Origin of the sequence: Staphylococcus sp. ZWU0021, assembly GCF_000798895.1 — a bacterium.
Lineage (GTDB): Bacteria > Bacillota > Bacilli > Staphylococcales > Staphylococcaceae > Staphylococcus > Staphylococcus saprophyticus.
In genome coordinates this window covers 541,078-561,787 of record NZ_JTLN01000030.1, presented here as the reverse complement: position 1 = coordinate 561,787, position 20,710 = coordinate 541,078, and the positions used below count along the sequence as shown (strand labels likewise).

Here is a 20,710-nt window from a genome sequence, read left to right as displayed (position 1 = left end):
TACATAGTATTAAAGTATGTAGGGGGAGATTGTAGCTGAATTTAATTTTTATAATGCTTATGCAAATAAGTTTCAAATGTATCTGGTTTTTCTCCAGTAAGTTTTTCAAAATCGTTGCTACTTTGATCAAGTAATCCCATTTCTCCGGCTTTATACATGGAGGCAAGTAAAGGACCGAATCCTTTAGGTTCATCATACATTTTTCCAAATTTTTCAAGTGTCACTGGGTCATAGGATATATTTGAATTTGCAACTTCTGATAAAATTTGCGCTAATGCTTCCATAGAATAGGTATATCCAGATAGTAAATAACGTTTACCTAATAAGTTTTGATTTTTTACAATTTCAATAATACCTTATTAATGAAAATAAGGATAATAATGAGAACGATATCTCTGTGGTAAATAAAGATAATAATCACGTTGAAAAAATAGTGAAATATCAAAAATACAAATTAGTGAAAATAATATTATTAGAAATAATGTAGAAGACAAAAAATTCGATGAAGCAGTTTTAAAGGATGAAAAACAAGATAAACAACAAGATGAAAAACTTAAGCCAAATGAAAATAATAATCGAAAATTTACAGAGATAAAAACGGAAGATGTTGGTCATTTTAATGGAACTATAAATGATAAAAAAATGGAGAATGATGCGATTCAGGAAGATGCCATTCAAACAAGAACGAAAGAGAATCTAAATAACCAATCTCAAACCAATAATCACATTAAAACCAAAGTAACTGTGAAACGAGCAACGACTGATTTTGAAAATATAAAAACAGTAAATAAAAGTGAAACTCCTAATAAAAATATAATTGGAACATCAAGAGCTTATAAAAAATTAACTGATAAAGATATTATAAAATTAAGAAAGCTACTTGCTAAACATGATTTGTATCACCCTGTAGTAACAAAAAGTGTAAGAGAAATGATAGAAGATAGTTCATTGGAAGCATTGGATTATTCTGACAACTATACATTTCAAACGTTAATTTTTCAGCCAGAACCATTAACTACGAAGGAAGTGTTAGACAGTAAAACAATACCTTTCCAAATACATAGTTATTTAACAGGAGCAAATTCAGGAGATGTTTATAAGATTAATTTAAAATTAGATCCCATTATTGCAAACCATGTTAAGAAAATAACTGTAAACCCATCCGGTCGTAGTTCATCAGTGGAATTAGTAAGACTGGCAAATAAAGAGTGTAAGGCAACAAATATTTGGCAAGTTAACTTTATTAGAGCTAGTGGTGGCCTTTTTGGTGGAGCGGAAATATTGAGTCAGTACACAGCTGAAAACGGAAAAATAGAATTGGACGATACCGTACGGAACATATTAGAAAAAATGGAAGACCATAGTGATAAGTTAAATTACTTAATATATGTAAAAGATTCACAAGAAAACAAAAAGATTAAAACTTCTGAAACTAGCGGTTATTTCCTAACGCCATCTGAAACTTTAATTAATAGTATTGTCTCATCAAACTCTGATACTGCGAATAGTGCATTTAAAGCAAGTAGTGGTGCTATCCAATTTGATTCCGATATTGGTGAATTTGGTGGTATTACGGTAGACCAACAAATATTAAAAAATGGAACTTTTAATTATGGTGGCCCTCTAATAGATTCAGGATTAAATAAACAATGGAGATATCACTACCAAATTGATCCGAAACTTGTTCCATATATTGGTTCAATTGAATTACATAGTTATGACTTTTATGGAGTGAGTGGTTTCGATAAAACCTATTACCCTAAAAATAAAGTCGCTGATTTGGCAATAGATAAAGATGGTAGAGGGTCAATTACAAGTAGTAATTTAAATGATTTAATTGTATTTAATAATGCATTACCGGAAACAGTGGGCATTAGATTGGTTATCAAATATAATCAAAGTCCAAATAATATATTAACAAGAAATGCTGAATATGACGAAAATGGTAATTTAATTAGCAATACTACAAAAGTAAAAGAAGACTTTGCATTCTATGGGTATCTGACAGATAAGAATGGTGGGATGATTAAAAATACATTCGGATCATCTATTTATTATATTCAAGATTTAGATAAAGACGGTTTGACAGATAACTTTGAATTTCATAAATCACACACGGATCCCTTTAATCAAGATACGGATGGTGACGGTAAAAATGATGGTGACGAAGTATTACGTTATGGGACTTCTCCATTAGTAGGAAAACCTATAGCCGATGATATAACTACAGAAGATACTACAGTAATTGGTAAAGTAAATTTAGATTTTTTAGCGCCTCAACAAAAAGTGAAAATACTAGATGAAAACGGCACATTAATAAGTATAGATACTTTAAATGAGGATGGTACATTCAGTATGCAAGTTCCGAAATTAAAACCAGGGACCTATACAATAGCTATCGAATCTCCAAATTATACTAATGATGAAGTTAACACTTTCAAAGTTATAGATATAAAAGAAATACTTAAACCTAGCATAAATCCTGTGAATGATCAAAGTAAGGAAATTGAAATTAATGGTGTTGAGGGCTCAACAATCATTATTAAAGATGAAAATAATGTTATTGTTGGTCAGACGATATTAAATAATGGACAAACTACAAGTATTATTAATTTAAAAAACCATTAAAAGCAGGAACTATTTTAACAGCAATAGCAGAAAAAAATGGCATTAATAGTAATGTTTCGAATTCTGTCATAGTTGAAGATGTGACGTCGCCATTAGCGCCAACAATGAAAGATTTCACAAGTAATGATACCCAAATTACAGGAGAATCTGAACCAAATTCAACAGTTGAAATTACGTTCCCGGACGGCCAAAAAGTGACAACGACTGCAGATGACCAAGGCCACTATATCGTCGATATTCCAGCAGGTTCACTAAACAATGGTGGGGAAGTTAGTGCCAAAGCAACAGACAAAGCCGGTAACGAATCACCAAAAACAATAAGAAATATAGTGGATGAAATAGCGCCGATGGCACCAACAATGAAAGATTTCACAAGTAACGACACTCAAATAACTGGAGAGTCTGAACCAAATTCAACAGTAGAAGTGACGTTCCTAGATGGTCAAAAAGTAACAGTAATTGCTGATGAACAAGGCGACTATATCGTCGATATTCCGTCAGGTTCACTAAACAACGGAGGAGAAGTTAGCGCCAAGGCAACAGATAAAACAGGCAACGAATCACCAAAAACAACGAAAGATGTCGCTGATGAAACGGTGCCAGAAGCACCAAAAGTTGATAATGTCACAAGTAACGATATTCAAATTATAGGTAAAACAGAGCCTCATGCAAGCGTGACAATTCAATTCCCTAATAAACAATTATTACTGGAAAAGCAGATGAACAAGGTGATTTTTCTATAGGCATACTAAGTGAAATTAAGTTATTAGGTAATGAAATTCTTATTATCAATATTACAGATAAAGCAGGTAATATATCTAATAAAACAAGCGTGATAGTAATCGATAAGACTGAGCCTAATGCACCGATTGTAGATGAATTGACAGATACAGATACAATAATCACAGGTCAAGGAGAGCCAAATACAAAAGTGATTATCAATCTTCCAAATGGTAAACGAATTACTGGTAGAGTGAATAGTCATGGTAAATATGAAATTAAGTTACCAAAAGATATAACATTAAATATCAATGATAAAATTTCAATTTTACTTGAAGATGATAGTATTCGTCAGCTTTCAGCGAGTATGTTAAGCGCAAGTATTTATAGAGCTTCTGAAAAGTGGTGTCATGGATTTAGTGATGTTCCAGCTGAGACATATATTCAAAGTGTCACACCTTATATTATTTCTGGATTGGTATCTCGTAAATAAAATGAAATGAGGTGTTTGTTATGGAGATTATTATTATCATATTGGAAATTATTTTAGGTATCTTTTTTATAATGACAGGCTTGAAAATATTATCTGGTGCTATGAAACAGGAATTTGCAAAATTAGGTTATCCACCAATTTTTAATAAAATTACAGGGCTGTTTGAACTTATAGGTGGTATAGCAATGCTTGTTGGTATTTTTTATATACCATTGGCTATATTTGCGAGTATTTTATTAGCTTTAACTATGTTGGCAGGTGCAGGTTCACTTGTATTCCTTGGGAAAGACCCTATTAAAAAAGCAATACCAGCCATCGTATTATTTGTTTTGAATTTGATTATATTGATTTATCTATTGACAGTTTAAAAGCTTTGGCACCAGGGACATAAGACATTGTCTTAGGCATCTTTGTTGAATAGTCAGTTGATGATTTATAGGAAAATTAAAATATCAATTTTATGGTATTAGTGTTAGTTATTTAAGTATTCATATCAATCTAATTGGAAAATAGCCTGAGACATCTATTTATGTCTCAGGCTATTTTGAACTATCTATTCATCATTGCCAAACTATATCTACGAAAATTTTATACAATCCCTTGTATTCTTAATACGATTTCCGCAACTAAGGCAGAACCAATATATGTACTTATTAAAATGACAATACCCACAACAACTGTTTTCCACCCTAACTTTGCGAAATCTGCCCAAGAGTTACCAATTGAAACACCTGCATAAGCAACGACAGGTGTTGCGAGTGATAATAAGTCTACTTTTTCAGTCCATTCAACTATATGTGCTGCACCTGGCACACCTGGAATAGTTAATAACAAGCCAATAATGCCTATGTAGGCAATACTAGGGATATTAAAAGGCACGATGTCACGGAGAATTAATCCTAGTAATGCGATGGCCATGAGTGAAAGAATGCCTGGTAAAGCGTTTAATGGCATAATGCTATAGCCTATCCAGTTACTTAATAAAGAAATAATACCGACAACACATAAAGTAAGTATCCAATTCATCACTTTTGATGACATCCTAATCACTCCTGTTCCTTAGTAAATTTATTTTTGATGTTCATGATTAAACTATAATATTTTCTAGTTAAAGGTAGTGCAATCAACATGCCGACATATAAACCAGTCACGGACGTGAGTAAATTACTTACACCAGAAAAAGCTGTGATTGTGCTTGTCTGATCTGGATACATTTCTACCAGAGGACCAAGTGCGGCAGCAGTCATTACACCACTTCCCACACCTGTTGCCATAGCATAAGCAATGGGACTTAAAGGTAGAATTGAAATGATGATGCCAGAAAATATACTGAAAAAGATAGCGCCGAAAATAGTACCAAATATGTACATGGACATAACGCCTCGCCATTCAGGAGAGGCAATGCCGAATTTTTCAGTGATTAAAGCTAAATTAGACTCTCTCCCTATAGAGTGGGTCATACCGATAGATTCACGACGAAGTCCAAGTAAAATCGCTAAAGGTAAAGAAAATACAATGGTTCCTAAATTACCAATTTCTTGAAGTATCAAAGCTGGACCAGCAGCAATAATTTTGGGTAAAGCAGGTCCGGCTTCTACACCAAATTTTGCTATAAGTAAAGCTACAGAAATGAACACCATAGGTTCAGAATTTTTAGCTTGTTTGTGTTTAATCAATGGCGTGAAATAAACAGCTAAACCTAATAGTACAGCATACACTACGGGTAATAAGAGGATTGATGTCATGCCCAAAGGTATTTTATGTGCACCGATGACTTCGGAAATAATGACTATGACCAAAACGATGCTATGTAATCTCCAATCTTTCCATAAGTTGTTTTGTTGTTCCAAATCAATCACCCCTAAAATAATCTGAATATAAAGAAAATTCTGAATATTAATAGCATCTATTGTATACTTACAATTCGAAAATTAAAAGGGGGTAGAAGTGATTCATATATTTTTGGAATTTAATATATGTAAAGTGAAAGCTTAGGCGTATAATGGAATCATTATAGTTAGAAAGTGGTGGTGAAAGTGCAACACGCATACCGACAACTCATATTAGGGATGGTTTGTTTATTTATAGTGATGGCAATTGGACGTTTTGCATATACACCTATAATGCCATTTATGCAACAAACAGGTCATATGGATAATCAAAGTGCTGGTTTATTGGCAACAATCAACTATTTAGGTTATTTAATAGGTGCTATCATACCTATGTGGTTAGTTATAGTGAACAAAGTTACAGATTTGAAAATTTATTTATTTATAAATATCATTTCAACCTTAATGATGGGGTTATTGGATGATTTTACAGTTTGGACCATATTACGCCTCATTTCTGGGATAACAAGTGGTACTGTTTTTGTCTTAGCATCAAATGTAGCCCTTGAGGCGTTAAGAGTAGCTAAGAAAGATGGTATTTCAGGTTTATTGTACAGTGGTGTAGGTTTAGGAATTTTTACAAGTAGTATATTTATTTTCATCTATACTAGTGCTGACACGTGGAAGATGACTTGGATTGTACTTAGTCTTTTTTCATTAATTATGGGAAGTTTTGTATTATTTGGAATGCGTGAAAATCCAATCACTGAAAATGAAGATTCCAATTCATCAAATAACACAAATAATGTAGCGGTTAAGTTGAAGAAAAAATTTATTTGGGGATTTTCAATAGCATATTTTTGTGAAGGTGCAGGATATATTATAACGGGTACTTTCTTAGTAGCCATCGTTAAATCTATACCCGAATTAGCCGATTATGCAGCTTTAAGTTGGATGTTTGTAGGTTTAGGTGCAATTCCGTCAACGATTTTGTGGTCGATGATGGCTAACAAGCTAGGGCATGCGAAAGCAATATATTTGGCGTTTATCCTACAAATTATTGCTGTGGTATTGCCAGTATTTTCAGGAAGTATGATGAGTTTGGTGATTAGTTCGCTATTTTTTGGAGCAACATTCCTTGGCTTGACGACATTATTCATGTCTAAAGCACAAACGCTGATGTTTGAAAGTGCTAGTAAAATTAATTTAGTCGCTTCATTAACTGTCATATATAGTTTAGGACAAATGATTGCACCTGCTTTTTCAGGTGTATTAATTGGCGAGTCAGGTAATTATAATGCAGCATTAATATTTGCAGCAGTTATACTGTGTATCGGCTTATTAAGTAGTTTTTATAGCTATAGAGTAACAGATTAACTTTTGTGCAAAGTGTTTTTGTATAGCATGTCATAATATCAAAGCAAGAATGATTTATATCTATAAAAGGCTTCTGAAGATATATGTGTGTAGTCTTTTTATTGGTTATCATCTTTTTGTGTAAGTTGACATTTTGTGGTAATATTCGTCATGGATAAAAATTCGAGATAATAATAGATAAGAAGGTTTAATTATATATGAAAGAAAATTTTTGGCGTGAATTACCGCGTCCATTTTTTGTATTAGCGCCGATGGAAGACGTTACTGATGTGGTCTTCCGTCATGTGGTTAGTGAAGCGGGCAGACCAGATGTATTTTTTACTGAGTTTACGAATACAGAAAGTTATTGCCATCCTGAAGGTGTCCATAGCGTGCGTGGGCGTTTAACATTTACCGAAGATGAACAGCCTATTGTTGCTCACATTTGGGGAGATAAACCAGATCATTTTAGAGAAATGAGTATCGGTATGGCAGAGATGGGATTTAAAGGTATCGATTTGAATATGGGTTGCCCTGTGCCAAATGTTGCGACAAAAGGAAAAGGTTCGGGTTTAATTCAACGTCCTGAAATAGCTGCAGAAATTATTCAAGCAGCTAAAGCAGGCGGTATACCAGTAAGTGTGAAAACGCGTCTTGGTTATTCTGAAATTGATGAATGGCGAGACTGGTTGAGACATGTATTTGAACAGGATATTGCAAATTTGTCGATTCATCTACGTACACGTAGAGAAATGAGTAAGGTAGATGCGCACTGGGAATTGATTGGTGAAATTAAAAAGCTTCGTGATGAAATTGCACCAGACACGTTGTTAACAATTAACGGAGATATTCCAGATAGAAAGACAGGACTTGAACTTGCAGAAAAATATGGCATTGATGGCGTAATGATTGGCCGTGGGATTTTTCATAATCCATATGCCTTTGAAAAAGAGCCAAGAGAACATACGAGTGAAGAGTTACTTGGACTATTGAGATTACATCTTGATTTGTTCGATCAATATACTGAAAATGAACCACGTCAGTTTAAGCCATTACGTAGGTTCTTTAAAATATATGTGCGAGGCATCCGAGGTGCAAGTGAATTAAGACATCAATTGATGAGTACGAATACGACAGATGATGCTCGGAAATTACTTGATGAATTTGAAGCACAAACGGAACAAGTCAAATAAAATATCAAAAATAAAAGCTAGCTCTGAAATCATAAGGATTCTGAGTTAGCTTTTTATTATAGTAATGAGGGTCTGAGGCATAGATAGTTGTCTCGGACTCTGTTTGCAATTAGGTAGTAGGTGACAGAATTGAAAATATAAAGTCTCACTTATTTAAAGAGACTATTTTCTATTTTTAGAGAAACGCGTCGTTCTTATATATGACCTTTAGATTAGGGTAACCCTTTATCCCAGCCAACATTGCAGGGATGTAACTAACAAATCTCTACTAGAAAATTTGATTTCTGTTCTATTCTCTTATTTTTGTTTTATAGTAAGCGCGATGATAAAGGCAATGATCATAAATGCTGTAATCATCAATACAACACCAGGCCATTGAATAGCGCCATAAAAAATCCCTGCTAAAGTACCACCGACAGATGACCCCATGTAATAGAAAAGTAAATATAAACTAGATGCCTGTGCTTTATGATCTTCGGCACGACTTGTAACAACTGCACTTGCAATTGCATGACCACTGAAAAACGCATAAACACTAAATGCTAAACCTAGTATTTTAAAGGGTAATGGCGGTAGAAGTGTGATCCAAATACCGAAAATGAGCAGCAATATACTAAATTTCAAAGCATTTAAAGTCCCAAGTTGTGCTCTTAATTTTGCATTAAGTATAGATGAAATCATACCGATTAAAAATAATAAATAAACAAAGCTAATCACACTATCATGTAAATGATAGGGTTCATCCGCTAATACAAAACCGATATAGTTAAAGGCTGCAATGTTACAACCTAAAAGCAAAAAACCTATCATAAATGGTTTTAATAATCTAATATTCTTCAAATGTTTACTGTAACTCACTAATAATGCTTTGACAGAAAAGCGTTGTTTTTCGAAATGGTTAGATGCAGGTAATAGAAATGTAAAAAGAATTGCAGCAATCACACTAATAATACCTATTGAAATTAGACCTGTTTGATAACCATAAATACTAGAAATAAAACCAGTGAATATCCTCCCAAAAGCACCACCCAAAGCATTACCGCTAATATAAATTCCCATAGCTTCAGGTAAATTATGTGAAGAAATTTCTTCGCCAATATAAGCCATTGCTATGGAAGGGAGCCCTGCTAAACAGATACCTTGTATCAAGCGCACGATTAGAAAAGTATTAAAATCTAAAATAAAAGGTTGCACCAATGCTAAAAGTGACACAGATATAACAGAAAATATCATAATCGGTTTGCGACCTAAAACTTCTGATAGTGCACCGAAGAACAGCATTGCAATCGCTAAGGTGATTGTTGCTGCAGACAGCGCTAAACTAGCAACGGTTTCGCTTACATTAAAAGCATTTGTAAAATGTGGAATAAGTGGCTGCACACTATAAAGAATTGAAAATATAGTGAATCCTGAAATGAACAGGGCAACAATGATTTTTATATAAGCCTGTGATCCTTTTTTGACATAGTTGTTTTTTAAATCGTCCAATGTTAAAACCCCGCTTATGATCTGATGTATTTATGTTAGCATGTAATTAATAATATAAAAAATGCATTATTTTCATTTAATGAATGCACAATATGCATAAGGGGTTGTTGAGATGGAGTGGCATCACTTTGAATACTTTAAGCAATTAGCACAAACTGAAAATATGTCAGAGTGTGCAAAAATGTTAAACGTAAGTCAATCAACGTTGAGTAGGGCGATAAAGAACTTAGAAGCGGAACTAGGCATCCCACTTTTTAACAGGGTTGGAAGAACGATTAAACTGAATAAGTACGGTATCGCATTTTTAAAAACGACGAATAATATCATCAATGAAATGGATATCTATAAAAGTAATGTGCTTGATGCTACTAATGTATATAATGGGAAATTAGTCATAGGTTTTTTACATTCAGTGGGCGTGACCTATATATTAGAATTTTTAAAGTCATTTAATTTAGCATATCCAAATATCCAATTGAAATTGATACAACATGATGCGAAACGCTTAATTACAATGTTAGATGACGGGGAAGTGGATATGATTATTACTACTATTTCTGAAACAAGTCAGAATACGCATTTTGAACCGCTCATTGTAGAAAAATTATATGTGACATTACATGAACAGCATAGGTTAAGCCATTGTAGTGAAATTGCTATTGAAGCATTGGTGAATGAAAAATTCATATTATTAAAGCCTAATTTATTATTACGACAACAAGTAGATGAAATATTAAAAGCATATCAATTTACACCAGAAATTAGTTTTGAAGGTGACGAAGTCATTACAATAGCGACATTTATCAGTTCTGGACTGGGCGTATCTATATTGCCACATTTGAGGGATGTGCGCTTACCTAATTTGAAACAAATTCCAATAAAAAATCATGATGCGAAAAGAACGATAGGATTGTGTTATAAAAATAAAAGTAACAAGGTTCCAATAATAAATAAAACTAAAGAAAGTTTGATTGAATATTTTTCAAAGATACAAAAATAGAGGCATAATCATTTAAATAATTAACTATATTTGAGTTAACTTCCATTTTTCTTTCTTACTTGCTGTGGTGTTATACTACGCGTGATAAAAATAAGCATTCATTTATACATCGCTTCCCTCATTATTACGAATAGTGAGGCGTATTTGTTGGTGTGGCTTCACAATCAAGATGAAAAGGAATGAGATACATACTTTTTCGTTTAGTATTAAAAATTCCAAAAATAATTACACAAAATAACCGTACAAATAAATTTTGTACGGTTATTTTGTTATTTTAAGTCATTTTATATACGCAATTCAAAAATATTTTAAAAGGTAAAAATTTTCTTTTAAAAACTATTGATTTTAATTAAAAATGTTATAAGATTATAGAGTATGTGTATAATTAATTTTAAAATGGAGTAAAACACATTAAATAAATAATAAGAATAAAATTGGGGGATTGGGATAATATGAAAAGATTATTATTTTTTGTAATAATGGTTATGTTTGTATTAGCTGGTTGTGGTACTGAAAATGATGAAGCAAAAAGCGCGGATAAAGATTCAGATAAATCAAAAGCAACTAGCAAAATGAAAAAGTTTAAAATTGGACAGGCTGTTGATGCAGATGGTGTGCAAGTGAAATTAACTAAAATTGAATATGTTAATGATTATGACGAATATAGTGCACCAGAAAACGGAAAAGTTATTAAAGTGTATTTGAAATTTAAAAATAATAATGAAGATCAGGTGCTTATGGATTCATCTGACTTTAGCATGAAGGTAAATAATGAAAATTATCAAGAATGGTTTGGTAATGACGATACGAATGCAGGCTTTTCTCATCAATTAAATAAAGGGAACACTGGTTCTGGATACATAACTTATGATGTGCCGGATAGTGATAATTATACTTTAGAGATGGATGCTACGCCAAAATTCAATAATGTAAAAGCTAAATGGGAAATTAAAAAAACAGATATCAAGGAAGCATCTGTAGCTAATAGTAATGAGTCGAATGATGAAGCGGAAACAGACACTAATGTTGAATCAGAAGATAGCGAAGAAACAAAAATAACAGATGAAGACTCAGAAGATACTGAAAGTGAAGAAACAGGATATTCAGCAGAAATGTATAACGCACTAGTGGATGAATATAACGCATTAACTGATGGTGAAAAAATGAATCATGTAGACGATGATGTGTTAGAAATCGAATATGATCAATTAGAAGCACGTGTTGACGCATTATATGATAAGAAAATGGATGAAGAAGATAAAGCTTTAGAAGAAGAAATGGAACAAGATGAAAAAGAGTATGAAGAGGAAATGGAAGCTATAGATAAAGAATACGAAGAAGAAATGAAGAAAATCGAAGAAGAAGATACAACGGATGAAGATACATCAGAAGATGACGCAGCATAAACTAAAAATGAAAGAGGTAAATAAATATGAATCAAAATCAAACGGTTAGACAAACAAACAGGGTAGCAGAAATGATTTTAGGAATTTTAGGAAGTATATTTGGTATTTTAGGTGGATTATTTGCTATTATGCTTGATGGTATTGGCGCAGAATTTGGAGCTACTGAAAGTGGTAGTATTACAGGATTAGGCATAGCAGTTATTTTAACATGTATTATAACTCTAGTGCTTAGTTGTATAATAAATAAAAAAAGAGTACTTATAGGAGTGTTGCTATTAGTTGGTGGCATTTTAAATATCGTGTTTATTAGCTTTTTTGGCATATTGTCAGGAATTTTAATTTTAGTTGCTGGTATCTTAGCTTTAATTAGAAAATAAGTTAGTATTTAACGAAAATAGTGACAATACTTTAAATAGTTTTTAGTAATGATAAAAGTAAAACACGCTCAATGATGTGCACCTGAAAATTGGTATGAAAACCTAATTTTAGGAATTTAGTACATATTTGAGGGTGTTTTTAATTTTTAAATAAGGCATATTATAAATAATAGTTTCATGAATCTTACATAGATTATTTGAAATATGGCTATGTTCATATCATAATTATGGAAAACGATAACGGAAGAGGATGGTTCGATGTTTACAATCTATGGTCACAGAGGTTTACCGAGTAAAGCGCCAGAAAATACACTGGCTTCATATAAAAAGGCTGCTGACATACCTGGTTTAAAATGGATTGAATTAGATGTTGCAATTACGAAAGATGAACAGCTAGTTATCATACACGATGATTTTCTTGATCGAACAACGGATATGACAGGTGAAGTAACTCAATTAGATTATATGGACATAAAAAATGCTTCGACTGGCAGTTGGTTTGGCAAAGCATTTGAAGCTGAAAGATTGCCGACTTTTAAAGATGTCATCAAGATGGCGAATGAAACGCAAATAAATCTAAATATTGAATTAAAGGGCGTAAGTGGTTCGAATGGTACGGCCTTATCTGAAAGCATGGTTACACAAGTCGCTGAACAATTAAAAGAACTAGATTCGAATATAGAAGTATTGATTTCAAGTTTTAATGTCTATTTAGTTAAATTAGCCGAAGCATTATTGCCAGAATATCCAAGAGCATTAATTTTTAAATCTGCAGCGTTCCAAGGAGATTGGAGAACTTTATTAGATTTTTGTGGATCAAATATTGTGAATATTGAAGATGCCAAACTTTCTCAGGCGCGTGTGAAAATGATAAAAAATGCAGGTTATACATTAAATGTGTGGACAGTTAACAAATCACTACGTGCGAATCAATTAGCTAATTGGGGCGTAGATGGTATTTTTACGGATCATGCTGACGATATGATTCATTTAGAGAGACCATAACGATTGAAAAATGAATGGGTACTGATGACGATTTAGCAATAAGAAGTCACTTTTATGTGTGTAAGCATTTTAGAAAATAAGTAAACAAAAAAGTAATCATTTATTATTAATTAGACGTCTCAACTGTTAATATATGAAAATTAGGTAATCCGTGGTATGAGAACTGTTATAATAAAGAAAATAGTGAGTAATATATGTATGGATAATGCTCAAATGGATTTCAGCTAGTAAAATTGTATTAAAATAAGAAACAGAGGATTGTGTGTAATGGAAAGTAATAGTAATAACAATGATTATGAGAATTTGTTGTTTTATTTTGCCTATAAAACATTTATTAACACTGCAGATGAAATAATCGAAAAATATGGGTTGAATAGACAACATCATCGTTTTTTATTTTTTATTGAGAAAGTACCTGGTATTACAATTAAAGATTTATTGAAAAGTTTAGAAATATCTAAACAAGGTAGTCATGCCACATTAAAAAAATTAAAAGATGAAGCTTACATCATTGAAAAGCAAACAGCTACGGATAAGCGTGTCAAAGCGTTATATTCTACTGATAAAGGTACGAAATTAGTTAGAGAGTTAAATAAAAAACAAAATGATATGTTTCAAGATATACAGAAAAAAGTAGGTAATGATTGGTATGCAATTATGGAAGAATTGGCTTCATACCGTACTGGTTTTCAGGAAGTGAAATATCTAAAAGATGATTTTAACAAATAAATATGAGTGTCTAACTAACGATATAGCGTAACGAGCTGTATCGTTTTCTTTTTTTAAACAATAAGTCGCTATCAATATATAAGTCAACATTGTTGACCTTTTATAATAAATGAGTTAAATTTGTAGTGTAATTGAGATGGTTTGAAAGGGGAAATGAGAATGAAAAAAAGAGTTGGACAATATTTAATGGACTGTATCAGTGATGTTGGTGTAGATAAAGTGTTTGGTGTTCCAGGAGACTTTAATTTAACATTTTTAGATGACATTATTAGCCGAGATGACATGGAATGGATTGGTAATACGAATGAGTTGAATGCGAGTTATGCAGCAGATGGTTATGCTCGCATGAAAGGTATAGCCGCAATGGTTACGACATTTGGTGTTGGAGAATTAAGTGCCGTTAATGGTATAGCTGGTTCATACGCTGAGCGTGTGCCTGTGATTCAAATAACTGGTGCACCTACAAGAGCAGTTGAAAACGCTGGGAAATATGTACATCACTCTCTAGGAGAAGGGAATTTTGATGACTATAGAAATATGTATGCATCCATTACTACAGCGCAAGCGTATATTACACCAGAAAATGCACAAAGTGAAATTCCAAGAGTAATCAATGCAGCACTTTATGAAAAAAGACCTGTGCATATTCATTTACCCATTGATGTGGCAAATAGTGAAATTGATGTAGCAACGCCATTTGAAATTGAACAACGACCACAGACTGATGTAACGAAGTACATGACAATGGTTAAAGATAAATTACAAAGTGCAGACAAACCAGTTATTATTACCGGACATGAAATTAATAGTTTTAAATTACATGAGAAGCTTGAACAGTTTGTAAAGCAATCTCAAATTCCGGTTGTACAACTTTCATTAGGTAAAGGCGCATTTAATGAAACATCTCCTTACTACATGGGGATTTATGATGCATCGTTAGCCGAAGAAGATATTAGAAATTACGTAGATCAAAGTGATGCTATCTTAAATATAGGTGCAAAATTAACTGACTCTGCTACAGCTGGCTATTCATATCAATTTGATATTGACGATGTAGTTATGATTAATCATCATCATTTTAAAATGAATGAAACGAAAGATATAGAAGTATCATTGGTAGATTTATTGGACGGCTTGAATACCATTAACTATGTGAATAATGCGGAATTCCCAAAATTTAAACAACCGAAAGCACATGATTACGATTTGACTGATGAGCCGTTAACACAAGAAACGTATTTCAAAATGATGCAAGATTTTATTAGAGAAGAAGATGTTATATTAGCTGAACAAGGTACATCATTCTTTGGTGCGTATGATTTAGCATTGAAACATAACAATAAATTTATTGGACAACCACTTTGGGGTTCTATTGGTTACACATTACCAGCTACTTTAGGCACACAAATGGCAGATACAAGTCGTAGAAACTTATTGTTGATTGGAGATGGATCACTACAGCTTACGGTTCAGGAAATATCAACAATGATTAGAGAGAAGATTAAACCTATTATTTTTGTGATTAATAATGATGGTTACACAGTAGAACGTAAAATCCATGGTGAAAATGCTATGTATAACGATATTAAGATGTGGGATTATAAATTATTACCTACCGTATTTGGTGGAAAAGATGAAGTTCAAGTACATGATGTGAATACGAGTGAAGCATTTCAAAAAGTACTACTTCAAATAGAAGCGCAACCAGACACAATGCACTTCATTGAAGTTAAGATGGGTGTTCATGACGCGCCACATAAATTAAATGCAATTGGCCAAGCTTTCGCAAAACAAAATGGTTAATATCGTTGCAATGATGCAAGATTACAGTCATTAAAATATATTAGATAATTAGCAGTATAATTAATAAAGATAAGAGCGACACAAATCCGAAGGTAAAATTTGGGTTTGTGTCGTTCTTTATTTTACGTTAGATATAAATAAATTTTAAAGAATAACGATATATCGTTGACATATTTCGATATATCGAAATAAAGAAAGGTGATTTATATGTTTAGAAGACATTTTCATAATACAAAGAGAAAACGTGAAGGATTTGAATTCGGTTTTGGTAGAGGTCAAGAAAGATTTGGAGATCCTCAAGGTAGAGAAAGATTTTTTAAAAATTGCCCAAATCATTAAACAGAAAAATAATGATTTAGACGCCCAAAAGTTAGAACATAGTATCCAAGTTATTGAAGTATTAGAACAAGCATTGGATAGTGCAAACATCAAAGTAGGACCATCGCAAAAATAGAACGCATGAAGCGTGTAAAGATGATTTTCTTCAAATGATGAGCAGTCATTACTGCTATAAAAAAGAGTGAGAACCTTCATCTAGTTAGTTGATTAGATGAAGATTCTCACTTTTTCATTTTAATCTATTTGAATGTGCTTTCTGACTTCATTTTGAATGTCATTATATACATTAGTGAAAGACTGTCCAGAGTGAAGTGCTGCATTTTTAACATCTTCAAATTCAGGTTTTGCTTTTATAATTTTATTATCTTTCATTGCTAGTTTGACCAAAATGGCGCCATATGTTGTATGGATGGTTTGGAATTGACGATGCAAAATTTTGCGATTAACAGCGTAACTGCGCACACCGAGAGATGTAGTGTATTTAAGAATAAAATCTTCGAATTCCTTTGCTTGTGTGACGCTACTTATTACTGTTAATTGAGTCGCAGGCCGACTTTTCTTCATCGTAATAGGTGTGTAAAATGCGTCTAATGCGCCTTCATTTATCACTTGCTCTATAAAGTAACCAAGTGTTTCTGGCGTCATATCATCAATTTGACATTCTAATACTTGTACTTGATTTGGGGTCGTTTCTGTCGCTGTATATTGTATAGCACGTATAACATTTGGAAACTCAAAGTCTTTTGTACCACAACCGTAACCAATATTTGACATTGATACAGCAGGCAAAGGACCGATATGTGTTGCTAAAGCCTTAATAAATGCCGCACCAGTGGGTGTTGTCAGTTCACTTTGAACATCAAATGTTGCAAGTGGGATATCCTTAAGTATTTCAGCGGTTGCTGGCGCTGGAATGGGATATATACCATGTGCAATTTTAATCTTGCCATTTCCAGTAGGTACGGGTGACGATTTTATTTCATCAATACCCAAATCTTCTAATGCAAGACAACTACCTATAATATCTATAATGGAATCCATCGCACCAACTTCATGAAAATGGACATCTTCTATTTTCATGCCATGAATTTTTGCTTCAGCTTGTGCAATAACATCAAATATCAGCATGCTACGTTCTTTGACTCTGTTGGGTAAAGTGCTCTCGTTAATCATTTTGAAAATGTCTGACGCTTTTCTATGATGATGTGCTTCTTCAAAGTCAATTGTTAGACCCATCGCTTGTATGCCTTGTTTATTTTTTTTAGCAAAGTTTAAACTAAATTGATCTAAAGGTAGTGATAATAAGTGTTGATGCACATAATCTACATCTGCACCTAAATCTACCAAAGAGGATAATAACATGTCACCCGCGATACCCGCATGACAATCTAAATAAAGACCATTTGTCATAATTTACCACTCCAATTTTAATGGCTCTCAATCATATTAATAATCATAGCAGCATTGTAACCACCACCAAAACCATTATCAATATTAAGCACACTTGTACCTGGTGCACATGAATTAACCATAGATAATAAAGTTGTTACACCTTGTAGATTGGCTCCATAACCGATACTCGTGGGTACAGCGTAAACCGGATGATCAACTAATCCAGCAACAACGCTTGAAAGGGCGCCTTCCATTCCAGCAACAACTACTGAAACTTTACTTTGTCGAATAGATTCAATATGTGCAAATAATCGATGAATACCTGAAACACCTACATCATAAAAACGTTGAACTTGAATCCCCATGACTTCAGCGGTGATAGCAGCTTCTTCGGCAACTGGTAAATCTGAAGTACCTGCACAAATGATGGAGGCATAATGATTTGTCTTAGCTATATGTTTGATTGGTGTTGAGACAATGCGTGCCGTTTCATGGTATTCAAGCTGATCATATTTGGCAGTAATATGGTCAGCTTTTTCTTGGTCAATTCTCGTAATCAGAACAATAGAGTCATGTTTAATAAGTGTATGCACGATATCATGCAATTGTTCTTTTGTCTTTCCTTCACCAAAAATGACTTCAGGAAAGCCTTGGCGTTGTGTTCTATGAAGATCGATTTTTGCAAAGCCTAGCTCGTCGTAGTGACTTAATTGGTCTTTTGCATCGTCGACAGATAATTCATTTGCATGTACAGCTTTCAGTAATTGTTCTATTGCGTCGTATTTTTCTACCATTTGACTGCCACCTTTACTTTGTTAATGTGTATGATGCGTATCGATCACTTCATTCATACTGCCTGTACGGTAGCCCTCAAGATCAATCGTAACGTAGTCGAATCCAAGTTCTTTAAGGTAGACGGTTATCTGGTCTTTGTTATAGATTACAGTAGGTATATCAGCGTCGTTGACTTCAATTCTAGCAATATTTTGATGGTAGCGGACCCTAACATGGTTTAAGCCCAAAGCTAAAATAAATTTTTCAGCTTCATTGATTTTATTTATTTTTGAAATGCTTAATGGTTCGCCGTAAGGAATACGAGAAGCGAAACTGCATAATGCAGGTTTGTTCCAAACAGGTAGATGGTTGGATTTGCTCATAGCTCTCACATCAGATTTAAACAATTCAGCCTCTTGGAGAATGCTTCTAACATTAAATTCTGTTCTTGCTTTTAATCCTGGTCTAAAGTCATTGATGTCATCCATAATCATCCCATCAACTACATAGTTAAAGTTGAGCTGTGCGCGTAATGCTTCGAGCTTAGAATATAATAGACGTTTGCTGTAATACCAACTATCAGGGGTATTTTCAACGATATGTGGATCTTTTAAAGCTTCTATCTCAGTTTCAATTACTTGGGCATTGAGTTGATGAGCTAAAGCAATGGCTTGATCAAATTCTTCATTTCTAGTTAATTCAGATTTAACAATAACGGCTTTGACATGATCATGTCCTAAAACATCGATTGCTTTTTTTAGCACAAGACTACTATCTACACCACCAGAAAAAGCAACAATAACACTGTTCATATCTTTAAGAATCGTTTCTAATTTTTGTTCTTTTGTAATCATTTCAGTTAACATAGTATTCCTCCTCAATTATGATTCAACATATGGAATTGTCAGTGGTCCTAACGGCATGACGCCTATGGTCATGTCAGTTCCATATTTTGTTTCCAGTTCTTTTAATGTGTTATTAATCTCATGTACAGGATGAAGCATAGCATCTGTTGTTTGTTTATCAGTCAGTTTAGAGTATAAATATACATCAGCAAATGTTTGAATGACTGCTTGTTTTTGAACTTGCCATTGATCGAGCATTGCAAAATTCGGTTCGCTAATCATGTCCACAAGGCCTTGCGGGGAGTCTGCCATTTTCAGTATTTCAGCGTAGTTACCGTGATTGGGATAACCATCGCTACATTCTGATAACATGATGATACTGCCACCTTCTTTAACTACTTTGTGCGCAGCACTCATGCCTTTAACGGTTTGATATAAGTTCTGGTCTAGCGGATAACCAGAATTTGAAGCAATCACTACGTCAAAACGATTATCACATTTAAACATGGCATGAGCCTTAGCATAGGCGCATCCTTTATCGTGTGCTTCATATAATTCTCCAGCAAAAACTGCGGTAATTTCTTTTTCTTTATTTAAAGTGACATTGAGCATAAAGTCAGGTTTACACATAGCGTTGATTTCTCTAGTCATATCCTGGACGGGATTATCCGTCATATTGCCCCATGTAGAGCGTATATCGCCAATCATTTTAGCGTTGTGAAAAGTCATGATTGTTTCAATACCTGCAATACCAGGCATTATGCCTTTTGGGCCACCAGAGAATCCAGCAAAGAAATGCGGTTCGATAAATCCAGTGACGATTTTAAAATCGGCTTCAACATAGTCTTTATTTAAATAGACATCACATCCATATTTACTATGGCCTACCTTACTTAAAGTATCCTTGTCGTTACAATGATTATGAACAATTTTAATTTGATCGACGACATCTTTACCTAACATTTGTATCAATTCTTCTTGTGTTTGATCACGATGCGTGCCTGTACCATTTATGATGACGAAATTCTCAGGCGGTACGTGTGATAAAGTTTCTAGGATCAATGGCACAAGGATATGATTAGGCGTTGGTCTAGTAATATCGCTAATGACAATGGCGACGGTTTGGTTTGCACTTACCATTTCATTTAATGGTTTAGTGCCTATAGGATCTGCTAAAGCATTACGAATTGCATTTGTATCGTCATCGAGTGCATCGATATCAGTAGGTTCAATCAATACACTGTGATCAGGTAAATCGATTTCGACATTGGATTTACCATATAATATGCTTGTTTTCAAAATGATCTCCTCCTTATACTTCAAATTATGATAT

The 20,710-nt window shown here is 33.4% G+C and carries 21 protein-coding genes; 13 read left to right on the top strand and 8 right to left on the bottom strand.

Annotated elements, in window-relative coordinates:
- Positions 1–41: 41 nt before the first annotated feature.
- Positions 42–284, bottom strand: a complete 243-nt coding sequence (locus L987_RS11710) for a hypothetical protein (protein WP_011302155.1) — start codon at positions 282–284, stop codon at positions 42–44.
- A gap of 358 nt (positions 285–642) precedes the next feature.
- Here L987_RS11710 and L987_RS11705 point away from each other — a divergent pair, with 358 nt between their 5' ends.
- The 4 genes from L987_RS11705 to L987_RS11690 all read left to right on the top strand — a co-directional run bounded on the left by L987_RS11705 (position 643) and on the right by L987_RS11690 (position 4,209).
- Complete coding sequence (locus L987_RS11705) at positions 643–2,628, top strand: cell surface protein (protein ID WP_197050275.1); 1,986 nt, start codon at positions 643–645, stop codon at positions 2,626–2,628.
- A gap of 80 nt (positions 2,629–2,708) precedes the next feature.
- Positions 2,709–3,371: an Ig-like domain-containing protein gene (locus L987_RS11700; protein WP_142921089.1), complete on the top strand. Its 663-nt coding sequence runs from the start codon at positions 2,709–2,711 to the stop codon at positions 3,369–3,371.
- Positions 3,372–3,460: 89 nt separating this feature from the next.
- The gene (locus L987_RS13955) at positions 3,461–3,841 is read left to right on the top strand and encodes an Ig-like domain-containing protein (RefSeq protein WP_052190997.1); all 381 of its coding nucleotides are present in this window, start codon (positions 3,461–3,463) and stop codon (positions 3,839–3,841) included.
- Between the two features lie 20 nt (positions 3,842–3,861).
- Positions 3,862–4,209, top strand: coding sequence for a DoxX family protein (locus tag L987_RS11690; protein ID WP_047504828.1), 348 nt, complete (start codon positions 3,862–3,864; stop codon positions 4,207–4,209).
- A 220-nt stretch (positions 4,210–4,429) separates the two neighbouring features.
- Here L987_RS11690 and L987_RS11685 read toward each other — a convergent pair whose 3' ends face one another.
- Both L987_RS11685 and L987_RS11680 read right to left on the bottom strand, forming a co-directional pair.
- Positions 4,430–4,882 (bottom strand): hypothetical protein, encoded by a 453-nt coding sequence (locus tag L987_RS11685; RefSeq protein ID WP_047504824.1) that lies wholly within the window; start codon positions 4,880–4,882, stop codon positions 4,430–4,432.
- A gap of 5 nt (positions 4,883–4,887) precedes the next feature.
- Positions 4,888–5,691, bottom strand: a complete 804-nt coding sequence (locus L987_RS11680) for a DUF3100 domain-containing protein (protein WP_047504821.1) — start codon at positions 5,689–5,691, stop codon at positions 4,888–4,890.
- Positions 5,692–5,910: 219 nt separating this feature from the next.
- Here L987_RS11680 and L987_RS11675 point away from each other — a divergent pair, with 219 nt between their 5' ends.
- Both L987_RS11675 and L987_RS11670 read left to right on the top strand, forming a co-directional pair.
- Positions 5,911–7,047 carry a YbfB/YjiJ family MFS transporter gene (locus L987_RS11675; protein WP_048787506.1) on the top strand — a complete coding sequence of 379 codons (1,137 nt, stop codon included), beginning with the start codon at positions 5,911–5,913 and terminating at the stop codon, positions 7,045–7,047.
- 197 nt (positions 7,048–7,244) lie between these two features.
- Positions 7,245–8,219, top strand: a complete 975-nt coding sequence (locus L987_RS11670; protein WP_002482113.1) for a tRNA dihydrouridine synthase — start codon at positions 7,245–7,247, stop codon at positions 8,217–8,219.
- A 297-nt stretch (positions 8,220–8,516) separates the two neighbouring features.
- Here L987_RS11670 and L987_RS11665 read toward each other — a convergent pair whose 3' ends face one another.
- Positions 8,517–9,725 (bottom strand): MFS transporter, encoded by a 1,209-nt coding sequence (locus L987_RS11665; protein ID WP_075345166.1) that lies wholly within the window; start codon positions 9,723–9,725, stop codon positions 8,517–8,519.
- A gap of 94 nt (positions 9,726–9,819) precedes the next feature.
- Here L987_RS11665 and L987_RS11660 point away from each other — a divergent pair, with 94 nt between their 5' ends.
- The 7 genes from L987_RS11660 to L987_RS11630 all read left to right on the top strand — a co-directional run bounded on the left by L987_RS11660 (position 9,820) and on the right by L987_RS11630 (position 16,481).
- On the top strand, positions 9,820–10,707 hold the full coding sequence (locus L987_RS11660; RefSeq protein WP_047504813.1) for a LysR family transcriptional regulator: 888 nt from the start codon (positions 9,820–9,822) through the stop codon (positions 10,705–10,707).
- 452 nt (positions 10,708–11,159) lie between these two features.
- Complete coding sequence (locus L987_RS11655; protein WP_047504811.1) at positions 11,160–12,113, top strand: DUF4352 domain-containing protein; 954 nt, start codon at positions 11,160–11,162, stop codon at positions 12,111–12,113.
- 26 nt (positions 12,114–12,139) lie between these two features.
- Positions 12,140–12,490 carry a DUF4064 domain-containing protein gene (locus L987_RS11650; protein WP_011302165.1) on the top strand — a complete coding sequence of 117 codons (351 nt, stop codon included), beginning with the start codon at positions 12,140–12,142 and terminating at the stop codon, positions 12,488–12,490.
- A gap of 258 nt (positions 12,491–12,748) precedes the next feature.
- A complete protein-coding gene (locus L987_RS11645) occupies positions 12,749–13,495 on the top strand; it encodes a glycerophosphodiester phosphodiesterase family protein (RefSeq protein WP_011302166.1) in 747 nt (248 codons plus the stop codon).
- 267 nt (positions 13,496–13,762) lie between these two features.
- Positions 13,763–14,224, top strand: coding sequence for a MarR family winged helix-turn-helix transcriptional regulator (locus L987_RS11640; protein ID WP_011302167.1), 462 nt, complete (start codon positions 13,763–13,765; stop codon positions 14,222–14,224).
- 159 nt (positions 14,225–14,383) lie between these two features.
- Positions 14,384–16,027 (top strand): alpha-keto acid decarboxylase family protein, encoded by a 1,644-nt coding sequence (locus L987_RS11635; protein WP_047504807.1) that lies wholly within the window; start codon positions 14,384–14,386, stop codon positions 16,025–16,027.
- Positions 16,028–16,313: 286 nt separating this feature from the next.
- The gene (locus L987_RS11630) at positions 16,314–16,481 is read left to right on the top strand and encodes a hypothetical protein (RefSeq protein WP_197050274.1); all 168 of its coding nucleotides are present in this window, start codon (positions 16,314–16,316) and stop codon (positions 16,479–16,481) included.
- Between the two features lie 119 nt (positions 16,482–16,600).
- Here the strand turns inward: L987_RS11630 and larC are convergent, their stop codons facing one another.
- The 4 genes from larC to larA are packed head-to-tail and all read right to left on the bottom strand — an operon-like array spanning position 16,601 to position 20,676.
- Positions 16,601–17,776: a nickel pincer cofactor biosynthesis protein LarC gene (larC, locus tag L987_RS11625; protein WP_047504802.1), complete on the bottom strand. Its 1,176-nt coding sequence runs from the start codon at positions 17,774–17,776 to the stop codon at positions 16,601–16,603.
- A gap of 17 nt (positions 17,777–17,793) precedes the next feature.
- Positions 17,794–18,552, bottom strand: coding sequence for a nickel pincer cofactor biosynthesis protein LarB (gene larB, locus L987_RS11620; RefSeq protein ID WP_041079898.1), 759 nt, complete (start codon positions 18,550–18,552; stop codon positions 17,794–17,796).
- Positions 18,553–18,573: 21 nt separating this feature from the next.
- Positions 18,574–19,398, bottom strand: a complete 825-nt coding sequence (larE, locus tag L987_RS11615) for an ATP-dependent sacrificial sulfur transferase LarE (protein WP_047504798.1) — start codon at positions 19,396–19,398, stop codon at positions 18,574–18,576.
- A 15-nt stretch (positions 19,399–19,413) separates the two neighbouring features.
- Positions 19,414–20,676 carry a nickel-dependent lactate racemase gene (gene larA, locus L987_RS11610; RefSeq protein WP_047504795.1) on the bottom strand — a complete coding sequence of 421 codons (1,263 nt, stop codon included), beginning with the start codon at positions 20,674–20,676 and terminating at the stop codon, positions 19,414–19,416.
- Positions 20,677–20,710: the final 34 nt, after the last annotated feature.